This window comes from Vibrio sp. V19_P1S1T109 (genome assembly GCF_002241375.1).
Taxonomy (GTDB): domain Bacteria; phylum Pseudomonadota; class Gammaproteobacteria; order Enterobacterales; family Vibrionaceae; genus Vibrio; species Vibrio anguillarum.
In genome coordinates, this window is sequence record NZ_NDIM01000210.1 from 1 (window position 1) to 7,612 (window position 7,612).

Genomic DNA, 7,612 nt, shown 5'->3' on the forward strand with positions numbered 1-7,612 from the left:
TCTCTATACTTACCCAAGTGACTGAATTATTAATAGTTTACACTGATGGAATGTCGCGAAGTTATCAATGGAAGGATTCTAGTATGAGAAAAATTAAGCCTACGCTGTTAGGTGTGACTGTGCTGCTGATGAGTGCTTTGGCGACTGCGGATGTTGTAGAAACCACAACATTATCCGGCGTTGGGCAAGCCAAATATCCCGCCAATTTTTCTCATTTCGATTATGTTAATCCAAGCGCACCTAAGTACGGAAAAGTAACTTATGGCGAGGTAGGTACTTACGACAATTTTAACCGCTTTGCTTCCCGAGGCGCTCCGGCGGCAGGCAGTGGTGAGCTTTATGATTCACTGATGTTTGCGCCCAGCGACGAAATTGATACCTATTATCCATTGATTGCTTCTAAAGTTCGTTATTCTGATGACTATTCGTGGCTAGAACTAGATATCAACCCGAACGCACGTTTTCAAGACGGTAAACCGATCACCGCGCAAGATGTTGAGTTTACGTTCAACAAGTTCATGACAGAAGGGGTGCCTCAATATCGACTGTTTTACAAAGCGGTTAAATCGGTAACGGCGATCCATCCTTTAACGGTTCGTATTGAGATGTCAGAACCTAATAGAGAAAAGCTTTTTAGTTTGGCTCAATCAACTCAAGTGTTGCCTAAGCACTATTGGCAGGATAAAAACTTAGCAGAACCATTAAATGAACCGCCAGTCGGCAGCGGTCCTTATAAAGTCGTACGTTATCAAACTGGGCAGAGTGTTACTTATGAGTTGCAGGAAGATTATTGGGCTGCCAACTTACCAGTCAGCATTGGGCGACATAATTTCAAGCAGATCCAATACGACTATTACCGCGACGATACCGTAATGCTTGAGGCATTTAAAGCTGGGGAATTTGATATTCGCCAAGAGAGTTCGGCGAAGTTTTGGGCCAGCTCATACACTGGATTGAACTTTGATAAAGGATTCATCAAGAAAGAAGCGATCGCGCATAATAGCCCAGCGTCAACCCAAGGTTTTGTATTTAATATTCAACGAGAAGTGTTTAGTGATCCGAAAGTGCGCGAGGCTTTGACCTATGCGATGGATTTTGAATGGATGAACAAAAATATGTTCTACGATCAATACTCACGAACGCGTAGCTATTTTCAAAACACAGAGTATGAAGCGAAAGGTCTTCCCTCTACTGATGAACTCACTATTCTTACACCACTAAAAGATAAGATCCCAGAACGTGTTTTTACCCAAGAATACCAACCACCAGTGACGGATGGGTCTGGTCGTATTCGTCAACAACTACGAGTCGCTTTTCAATTGCTCAAAGAGGCGGGGTGGGAGCTGAAAGATAAAGTGATGACCCATAAAGAAACGGGTAAAGCGTTTGAGTTTGAGTTATTGATCTACAGTCCGACCACGGAACGCATTGCTATTCCTTTGCAAAAAAATCTAAAACAGCTTGGTATCGAGATGAAGATTCGCTCAGTGGATACCACACAATATCTTAAGCGTTTGCGCGATAGAGATTTTGACATGCTTTCGTCGGCCTATGCGGCGAATCCTTACCCAAGTCCTAACTTGTTGATTATCTGGAATTCAAACTACATCGATTCCACGTACAATCGTGCTGGAGTGGCAGACCCAGTTGTCGACTTCCTCACTGAACAAATTGCCGCCAATCAAGAGCATCCAGAAAAATTATTGCCTTTAGGCCGAGCATTAGATCGCGTTCTACAGTGGAATTTTTATCTGATCCCACAGTGGTATCTGAGCCAATATCGTATCGCAACTTGGGACAAATTCGAGCGTCCTAGCGTGATGCCAAAATATGATATTGGTCTTGATACTTGGTGGGTTTCGGAGCAGAAAGCGCAATTGCTACCAGAAAAACGCCGTTAAGAGGATGCAATGACTGCTTATATTTTCCGCCGATTGCTGCTCGTTGTGCCCACGCTGTGGGCGATTATTACCATTAATTTTTTTATCATCCAAATTGCCCCCGGAGGCCCAGTTGAGCAAGCGATTGCACAAATGGAAGGGCATGGTGACGGAATTATGGAGCGATTTACTGGAGGCGGCCAAGAGGTGGATATGTCGCTGTCGGCTAACACTGGAGGATATAAAGGTTCCCGAGGTTTAGACCCCGAGGTAGTCGAAGCGATAAAAAAACAGTTTGGTTTCGATAAGCCTCTTCATGTCCGTTATTTTGAAATGCTAAAAAATTACGCAACCTTTAATTTTGGTGACAGCTTATTCAAAGGGGGCAATGTTATTGATTTGATCACTGAGCGTTTACCCGTTTCGATCTCTTTAGGGCTGTGGAGTACGCTGATCATCTACCTTATCTCCATTCCTCTCGGAATTTTAAAAGCCATTCACCACGGTTCAAGGTTTGATGTATGGTCAAGCGCAGTGGTTATCATCGGTTACGCTATTCCGGGCTTCTTGTTTGCGATTATTTTGATCATTATTTTTGCCAGTGGAAATTATTTCAGTTGGTTCCCACTGCGTGGTTTAGTATCAAATAATTTTGCTGATCTGACTTGGTATCAACAAATTGGCGACTATTTTTGGCATTTGGCTTTGCCCATCTTTGCAATGGTGATCGGCGGGTTTGCCACTTTGAGTATGCTAACGAAAAACTCATTTCTTGATGAGATCAACAAACAGTATGTGGTGACGGCTCGAGCAAAAGGACTGGATGAAGGACGTATTCTTTATCAGCACGTTTTTCGTAATGCGATGCTGATTATTATTGCCGGTTTTCCGAGTGCTTTTATCAGCATATTTTTCACCGGTTCGATGCTGATTGAAGTGATGTTTTCACTGGAAGGTATAGGGCTACTTGGTTTTGAATCGACCATTCAACGGGATTATCCTGTAGTGTTTAGTTCTTTATACATCATGACGTTACTTGGATTAGTCCTCAGCATCATTTCCGATTTGACCTATATTTGGGTTGATCCTCGAATCGACTTTGAGGCTCGTTCATGATGGTAAAAAAAAGGCTGTCCAACCCATTAAACGTATTGCGCTGGCACGGTTTTAAGTCCAATCGGCGCGGTTTTTATTCACTATGGTTGTTTACGCTTTTATTTGTGGTGAGCCTATTTGCTGAGTTGATTGCAAATGATAAACCCCTTTTGGTTGAGTACGATCAGCAGTGGTTTTTCCCCACCTTTCAACAATATGCAGAAACTCGTTTTGGTGGTGAGTTTGAAACCGAAGCGGATTATACCGATCCTTACGTCATCGATCTGATTGAACAAAAAGGTTTTATTGTTTGGCCATTGATCCCATTTAGTTACGACACCATCAACTTTAATATCAATAATGCAGTGCCGTCAGCGCCAGATTCAGTGAACTGGCTTGGTACTGATGATAAAGGGCGCGATGTGCTGGCTCGTATTATTTACGGGTTTCGTATTTCGGTTTTGTTTGGCTTTGTATTAACACTCGTCTCGTCAGTGATAGGCGTTATCGTTGGTGCCACTCAAGGTTATTATGGCGGTTGGCTTGATTTACTTGGGCAACGTTTTATTGAAGTTTGGTCAGGGATGCCAACGCTTTTTCTGCTGATCATTTTATCGAGTTTCGTCGAACCGAATTTTTGGTGGTTGCTTGGTATTATGGTGCTTTTTAGTTGGATGAGTTTAGTGGGCGTGGTGAGAGCGGAGTTTTTACGCTGTCGTAATTTTGATTATGTGCGGGCTGCGCAAGCGATGGGGGTGAGTGATCGCCGCATTATGCTTCGCCACATGCTACCTAACGCGATGGTGGCTTCTTTAACCATGATGCCCTTTATTCTTTCAGGCTCAGTTACGACTTTAACATCCTTAGATTTTCTCGGTTTTGGCTTGCCAGTCGGCTCGCCCTCTTTGGGCGAATTATTGGCGCAAGGGAAAGCCAATTTACAAGCTCCATGGTTAGGTATTTCAGCATTTGTGGTGCTCTCGTTAATGCTGACATTATTGGTCTTTATCGGCGAAGCTGTACGCGATGCCTTTGACCCGCATTCGACAGGGAGAAGATGATGAGTAAAACCGTACTCTCTATCCAAAATCTTTCGGTCGGGTTTGGTCAAAAAGACAATATTGAACCTGTGATTAAAGTGGTGTCACTTTCTCTCTCCGCAGGGGAAACTTTAGCGCTGGTGGGGGAAAGTGGTTCTGGTAAATCAGTGACGGCGAATGCCATTTTGAAGTTGTTACCGAAAAGTGCTGCCCACTATTTGCAAGGGGAGATCTTTTTTGATGGTATCAACACGTTGAACTGTAGCGAGAGGCAATTAAGAGGTATACGAGGCGGGCGGATTGGTATGATTTTCCAAGAGCCAATGGTCTCACTCAATCCTCTGCACAAAGTTGGTAAACAGTTGATCGAAGTTGTTGAGATTCATCGAGGACTAAGAGGCAGCAAAGCACGTCAGTTGGCCATTGTATGGTTAGAAAAAGTGGGTATTCGATCGCCAGAAATTAAGATCAATGCTTATCCACATGAACTTTCTGGGGGAGAACGCCAGCGAGTCATGATTGCGATGGCTTTGATCAATGAGCCTGAATTACTGATTGCTGATGAGCCGACCACTGCGCTTGACGTTTCTGTTCAGGCGCAAATATTAGATCTACTTAAAAACCTGCAACAAGAACTGGGTATGGCCATGTTGTTCATTACTCATGATCTCAGTATTGTTAAGCGTATCGCTGATCGCGTTGCAGTGATGCAAAATGGGCAAGTGATCGAGGTGAATGATGCCAAAACGCTGTTCTCATCACCCTCTCACTCTTATACCAAAAAATTGATTGAATCCGATCCTCGAGGTTTGCCCGTTGACGTAAACCCTGACAACCCAATTCTAGTGCAGCTTCAGCATCTCAAAGTATGGTTTCCCATCACTGGCGGCTTATTCAAGCGCACGGTCTCGCATATTAAAGCTGTCACCGACATGCAGTTTAAGCTTAAAAGAGGACATTCATTAGGAATTGTTGGCGAGAGCGGTTCGGGTAAATCGACCACTGGCATGGCGATACTAAAATTAGTCCATTCGGAAGGCTCGATTTGTTACGACAATAATGAGCTGCAAGGGTTAGATAGGAAAGCTATGTTACCTTATCGCAGCAAGATGCAAGTCGTTTTTCAAGATCCATTTTCAGCACTGAATCCGAGAATGTCGGTGGCGCAGATTATTGGTGAAGGGTTAGAGGTTCATAGCCGTTATGATAGACAAACTGTTGAACGAATGATTTGTGATGTGATGCGAGAAGTTGAACTCGACCCAGCCACTCGCTACCGTTATCCCAATGAGTTTTCAGGTGGGCAACGACAACGTATCGCGATTGCTCGGGCATTGGTGCTTAAACCTGAGTTCATTTTACTTGATGAACCAACTTCTTCTTTAGATCGTACGATTCAAGCGCAAGTGTTGGATTTGCTTAAATCGCTGCAACAAAAATATGGATTAACGTACTTGTTCATTAGCCATGATTTACATGTGGTGAAATCATTATGCCACTACACTATGGTGATGAAACAGGGTGAAGTCGTTGAGCAAGGGGAAACGCAACAGCTGTTTCTCAATCCTCAGCACCCTTATACCCAAGAGCTTATTTCCTTTTCTTATTAAACATCACGCTATGTCATACAGTTAAATAACGTGATGTTGTCGCTAGGAAAACAGTGAGTGAATATTGAAAGTAGCGGTAAAGTTGGGGCGCTACGCGCATGTAAAGAATATCGTTATTAAATGGCCATCTTAATGGCTGGTACTATCGCTTCCGGCATGGCTAAAAAATAGCCTTGAAACATATCAATATCGAGTTTTTGCATTGCTTCGAGTTGCGCTTGGGTTTCGATGCCTTCTACAACGGTATTGGAACCATTCTGTTTCGCAAGGGTAATGCCATCCATAAGTGGGTCACAATCACCTTGCATATATTTGAGTAATAAGCTTCGATCAAATTTGATGATATCAGGCGTCACCAAATTAACCCGTTGTGGTGTTGAGGCTTGAGTACCAAAATCATCAATGGCAATTTTAAAACCATTTGCAGCCAGACTTTGCGTTGCGCATTGCAGCTTGCTTTCATTTTCTGAATCGATTTCAATCAATTCCATGACCAGTTGATTATGTTCTATATGTAGTTCTTTGAGGCGATCGCATAGCAATGCTTTGTTGATGTCGCTGATGGCAAACAATTCACCCGCGACAGGCAGTAAATTTAGAAATAATTGGCATTGACGATATTCGGAAAGGGCATAGTTTCGGATGTGGATAACTCGGCTGAGTCTTTCTACGTTAAGTTTGTCGATGGGATTAATAGTGTCGGAATGGAAAAAACAATCGGGGCGAATGGTCGTGCTGCCATTGGCGGTTATTCTCACTAGGGCTTCAACGCCCACAATACGGTTATCCCGCGAGAATATCGGCTGGAAAACGCTTCGCAACACAAGATGCTGGTAATGAGCGATAAACTGGCCATCGGAATCCAGAGACATGCATTTTGAAAACTGAGTTTTGTTAGTTAAAAGCATACAATTTTCGACATCCTAATCATTAATTTTTGCTTGAAGCATCCGAGCGCCAATATGCCATGCCATATTATTGACCCACCTTGACCTTTGTCAATTGTACCTTTGGCTAAGATGAAAATTTGTGGGTTGTCAAAACAGCGTCACAAATATTGAATTATTTAGTGAATGTGATGCGGCAGGCTCAATTGATTGAGAGTGTGCTAAATCAGAAGACAGCCCAATGAAGAGGGTAATATAAAATCTAGAATTTGGAAGAAAATGAGGGCGGTTTGTTTACGTTACGCCCATTGTAATACGGCATATAATTGAACGTATTTTCGGACTAGTTGCTGGTTTTTAGAGCGTTTTAAAGGATGGCTAAATTTAATATAACAAGGGCTAATTTGAAAACGGTTCTCTAAAGATTGAGTTAGCAATGAGTCACTTTCATACAGCGTGATACCTTGTGCGAGGTATTGATCTATTTCATCGGGTAATTGCCCTGTCCACCAATGAAGTAACTCGCGACTTTTTTGGCTACGACTGATCCAGTGATCGGTCAGTAATAACAGTAAATCATTCGGTTGAATCGCGTAAGCGTACTCATATTTCCACTGCGCAATGTCTTGCATCAACTTTTCTCGACAGGTTTTACCAGCACTGACCATATGGTGAGTCAGGATCCATACTGTTCCTGCATCACTGCTCACTCGGTAGTGGTGTGGCATGTCTCGCTGAGGGATTGATTCAATAACAGAATAGTGGCATGGGTGTCCAAATTCACTGAGTGTACGAGCCAACCTGCGAGCAAAAGCCAGCCCTAAGTGATGTTCACTCATTCCTTGGTTGTGTATGGTGGGGTAGTGCTTTTCACAAAGTTTTAGGCAGTCAGCTTGAAATTCGTTGACGCTTTGCGTGAGTATGTCCAGTAACAATTCGTATTTTCTCCGATACCTTTGAAACCTTGCTGTGCTTGGCTTTGTGGCTTTAATTCAATGTGTTAAAAAACATCAAGCCGCAAATATCCGCATATGTTCGCACATATAAATAAAATTCGCCGCCATTTTGTCGCCACTTTTTGGCGGCGGTTAGTCGCCATT

The 7,612-nt window shown here is 43.1% G+C and carries 6 protein-coding genes; 4 read left to right on the forward strand and 2 right to left on the reverse strand.

Annotation, left to right across the window (positions count from 1 at the left end; translation table 11 throughout):
- Positions 1-83: 83 nt before the first annotated feature.
- Genes B9J87_RS09950 through B9J87_RS09965 form a run of 4 tightly spaced genes read left to right on the forward strand, consistent with a single transcriptional unit; the run spans position 84 to position 5,625 of the window.
- Complete coding sequence (locus tag B9J87_RS09950; protein ID WP_254918127.1) at positions 84-1,901, forward strand: extracellular solute-binding protein; 1,818 nt, start codon at positions 84-86, stop codon at positions 1,899-1,901.
- 9 nt (positions 1,902-1,910) lie between these two features.
- A complete protein-coding gene (locus tag B9J87_RS09955; protein ID WP_013867858.1) occupies positions 1,911-2,996 on the forward strand; it encodes a microcin C ABC transporter permease YejB in 1,086 nt (361 codons plus the stop codon).
- Complete coding sequence (locus B9J87_RS09960) at positions 2,993-4,036, forward strand: ABC transporter permease (protein WP_017046433.1); 1,044 nt, start codon at positions 2,993-2,995, stop codon at positions 4,034-4,036. Before B9J87_RS09955 ends, B9J87_RS09960 begins: the two co-directional genes overlap by 4 nt.
- The gene (locus B9J87_RS09965) at positions 4,033-5,625 is read left to right on the forward strand and encodes an ABC transporter ATP-binding protein (RefSeq protein ID WP_094150511.1); all 1,593 of its coding nucleotides are present in this window, start codon (positions 4,033-4,035) and stop codon (positions 5,623-5,625) included. Before B9J87_RS09960 ends, B9J87_RS09965 begins: the two co-directional genes overlap by 4 nt.
- A 116-nt stretch (positions 5,626-5,741) precedes the next feature.
- On the opposite strand, the gene B9J87_RS09970 is transcribed toward B9J87_RS09965, so the two are convergent.
- Positions 5,742-6,533, reverse strand: a complete 792-nt coding sequence (locus B9J87_RS09970; RefSeq protein ID WP_013867855.1) for an EAL domain-containing protein — start codon at positions 6,531-6,533, stop codon at positions 5,742-5,744.
- Between the two features lie 278 nt (positions 6,534-6,811).
- Complete coding sequence (locus B9J87_RS09975) at positions 6,812-7,447, reverse strand: hypothetical protein (protein ID WP_026027861.1); 636 nt, start codon at positions 7,445-7,447, stop codon at positions 6,812-6,814.
- Positions 7,448-7,612: the final 165 nt, after the last annotated feature.

Excerpts from the sequence above, each read along its gene's own strand:
- B9J87_RS09970 (WP_013867855.1), bottom strand. The coding sequence starts at position 6,533 with ATGCTTTTAACTAACAAAACTCAGTTTTCAAAATGCATGTCTCTGGAT.
- B9J87_RS09965 (WP_094150511.1), top strand. The coding sequence starts at position 4,033 with ATGATGAGTAAAACCGTACTCTCTATCCAAAATCTTTCGGTCGGGTTT.
- B9J87_RS09960 (WP_017046433.1), top strand. The coding sequence starts at position 2,993 with ATGATGGTAAAAAAAAGGCTGTCCAACCCATTAAACGTATTGCGCTGG.
- B9J87_RS09955 (WP_013867858.1), top strand. The coding sequence starts at position 1,911 with ATGACTGCTTATATTTTCCGCCGATTGCTGCTCGTTGTGCCCACGCTG.
- B9J87_RS09950 (WP_254918127.1), top strand. The coding sequence starts at position 84 with ATGAGAAAAATTAAGCCTACGCTGTTAGGTGTGACTGTGCTGCTGATG.